The 3,071-nt window shown below is 64.4% G+C and carries 3 protein-coding genes; all 3 read right to left on the reverse strand.

The window, feature by feature from the left end:
• On the reverse strand, positions 1-287 hold a 287-nt coding region (locus WCA53_RS09595; protein ID WP_423908436.1), incomplete at its 3' end, for a (2Fe-2S)-binding protein.
• Positions 284-2,149: an ABC transporter ATP-binding protein gene (locus WCA53_RS09600; protein WP_423908438.1), complete on the reverse strand. Its 1,866-nt coding sequence runs from the start codon at positions 2,147-2,149 to the stop codon at positions 284-286. The genes WCA53_RS09595 and WCA53_RS09600, both read right to left, overlap by 4 nt.
• Complete coding sequence (locus tag WCA53_RS09605) at positions 2,146-3,033, reverse strand: ABC transporter permease (RefSeq protein ID WP_423908440.1); 888 nt, start codon at positions 3,031-3,033, stop codon at positions 2,146-2,148. Before WCA53_RS09605 ends, WCA53_RS09600 begins: the two co-directional genes overlap by 4 nt.
• Positions 3,034-3,071 lie beyond the last annotated feature (38 nt).

Raw genomic sequence — 3,071 nt, forward strand, 5'->3', positions numbered from 1 at the left:
GCTGCGTCCAGTTGCGTCACGATCGACATGCCCGGTTCTGCAGGCGTGCTGCACGCGCGCACGCGCTCGCCACTACGGGTCCAGACCCAGCAGTCCTGGCAAGCGCCCATCAGGCAAAATCCCGCACGCCGGCCATCGCCGAATTCGGAATCGCGCAAGGTCGTCACGCTGGTCAGTAGCGCGACCATCAGCGTGTCGCCCACAGCGGCCTGCCGTGTCACGCCATCGACCGTAATCGCGAAGGTCTGGCGCTGCGTCTCAGCCACTCGCACGAATCGTCCGCTCATGCTTCGATCACCTCAATGGCCTGCAACCGGTTCAGATCCGCCAGCGAATGGTGGCAAAGAATCTCTGCACCCGACGGCAGCTTTTTCATCGACGGCGGCGTGGCGTTGCACATCCCGTCGATACGAACAGGACAGCGGCCACGGAAACTGCAAAGCTCGGCGATGTCGGCGCTCGGACCCATCGAGGGCAGCGCGGCGGCGACGGTCGCGCAGCGCGCATCGAGCCAGCCGGGTTGCAGCGCTGGCACGGAACCGACCAATAGTTCGGTGTACGGATGATATGGCGGCGCGGCCAGCACGTCGCGCTGCCCCGCTTCCACGCGATGCCCCGCGTACAGCACGATCACTTCATCGCAAATCGAGCGAACGGTGGAGATATCGTGGCTGATGAACATCAGCGACACACCCAGCTCGCGGCGCAATTCCGCGAGCAGATCGAGAATGGCCGCACCGACCACCGTGTCGAGCGCGGACGTGACTTCGTCGCAGAGAATCAGCGCGGGATCGGCGGCAAGCGCGCGAGCCAGGTTGACGCGCTGTTTCTGGCCGCCGGACAGACCGGCAGGCGTGCGCTCTGCGATTGATGTGGGCAGCTTCACCAGGTCGAGCAGTTCCAGCGTCCGCTTGCGTGCCGCCGCGCCGCGCAGGTGATGATAGAAGTTAAGCGGCCGGCCAAGAATGTCGGCAATGGAATGGCTCGGGTTCAACGCGGTATCGGCGTTCTGGAACACGATCTGGATCTGCCGGTATTGCTCGGGCGTACGGCGCGATAGCTGAGCGGGCAACGGCTCGCCGTTAAAGAGCACTTCGCCCCTTGCCCGGTCGACCAGACCTGCCACCACGCGCGCAAGCGTCGTCTTGCCCGAGCCCGATTCACCGATCACGCCCAGCGTGCTGCCGCACGCAATCGACAGGCTCACGTCATCCAGCACGCGTACAGAAGGCACACCATGACGGTCAATCCGGCCATAGCCCGCCGCGAGCCCGCGAATCTCAAGCAACGGCGGCTTCAGCAATTGCGCCGGCGTGCGCTCCGGGAACGCTGATTCCGGGCGCCGGGTGGCAGCCAGCAACTGCTGCGTGTAAGCGTCGACGGGCGCGTCGAGCACTTGCGCCACCACGCCGTTCTCCTTCACGCGACCACCGTTTAGTACCACGATCCTGTCCGCCATCTGCGCCACGACCGCGAGATCGTGCGAGACGTAGATCGCCGTGGTGCCCAGCTCGCGAATAACCTTCTTGAATGCCGCCAGCACTTCGATCTGCGTGGTCACGTCGAGCGCCGTGGTCGGCTCATCGAATACCACAACCTGCGGGTCGGTGATCAACGCCATGGCAGCCATTAGCCGCTGCAACTGGCCGCCTAACACCTGGTGCGGGTAGCGCTCGCCAATCGTGTCCGGTTCTGGCAACGCGAGCGCGCGGAACAACCCGATCGCCTTGGCACGCGCAGCGTCGCGTGTCATCAGCCGATGCAAGAGCGCAGGCTCGGTGACTTGGTCCATGATGGTCCGCGCGGGGTTGAACCCGGCCGAGGCGCTCTGCGCTACGTAAGAAACCGTGCGCGCACGCAAGGCGCGCCGTCCTTTCTGGTCGAGCGACAAGACATCGACCTCGCCCACTCGCACCGAGCCGCTGCTGATCGAGCAACCACGGCGCGCATAGCCGAGGAGCGCCAGCGCGATGGTGGTCTTGCCCGACCCGGACTCACCGATCAGCGCGAGCACCTCGCCTTTCCTGACGGAAAAATCGACGCTTTTCACGATCTCGACGACCGGATCGGGCGCGGCTCCCGCCACTACGCGCAGGCCTTTCACTTCGATCATGCTGACTGCCGCATTCATTGCAAGCGAGCCGTTCATTGCGCATCTCCTTGACCATGGCCGCCGCGACGACGCAGGTTATCGATGAACAGGTTCACGCCGATGGTCAGCGTCGCGATGGCGACGGCCGGCATCAGCACGGCGAGCGCGCCGTCGGACAAGCCGCCGATGTTCTCGCGCACGAGTGACCCCCAGTCGGCGTTCGGCGGCTGCACGCCGAGGCCGAGAAAACTCAGCCCGCTGAGCAGCAGCACGATAAACACGAAACGCAGGCCGAAGTCGGCGAGCATCGGATGGATCATGTTCGGCAAGACTTCCTTGCGCGCGATGTAGAACAGGCGTTCGCCGCGCGCCCGGGCAACCTGTACGTATTCCAGCGTCATCAGGTTGACTGCGAGCGAGCGTGAGATCCGGAATGCGCCCGGAATGTAGGCAAGCGCGGCGACGCCGGTGAGCATCGGAATGGACGAGCCGAACGCGGCGATCACGACCAGCGCCAGCACCTTGCTGGGGATGGAAATCAGCGCGTCGAACAAACGGCTGAGGATTTCATCCACCCAGCGTCCCGACACCGCGGCCACCAGGCCGAAGAACGTACCGATCACGCTCGCTAGCACCGCCGCCATGAATGCAAGACCTACGGTGTAGCGCGTGCCGTAGAGAATCCGGCTGAGCATGTCGCGGCCGAGGTAATCGGTTCCAAGCGGGAACGCGTGGCTTGACCCGCCAAACACGTCCATGGAAGAGAGCGCGCCGGATTTGTACGGTGCAATCCATGGCCCGATGAACGCGATCACCATCCAGAAGACGACGATCGCGAGGCCGAGCAACCCGAGCACGGAAAAGCGGCGCACGAGTCGCTTAAGCAAGCCTTGCTTCGTTGCGGCGGCGATGGGCGTTTCAGCGACGACCTGATCGCTCATGCCGTTCGCATCGCCGGCGATGTCGTAGTGCTCGGTGC

Origin of the sequence: Caballeronia sp. (assembly GCF_049581465.1) — a bacterium.
Lineage (GTDB): Bacteria > Pseudomonadota > Gammaproteobacteria > Burkholderiales > Burkholderiaceae > Caballeronia.

Excerpts from the sequence above, each read along its gene's own strand:
- WCA53_RS09605 (WP_423908440.1), bottom strand. The coding sequence starts at position 3,033 with ATGAGCGATCAGGTCGTCGCTGAAACGCCCATCGCCGCCGCAACGAAG.
- WCA53_RS09600 (WP_423908438.1), bottom strand. The coding sequence starts at position 2,149 with ATGAACGGCTCGCTTGCAATGAATGCGGCAGTCAGCATGATCGAAGTG.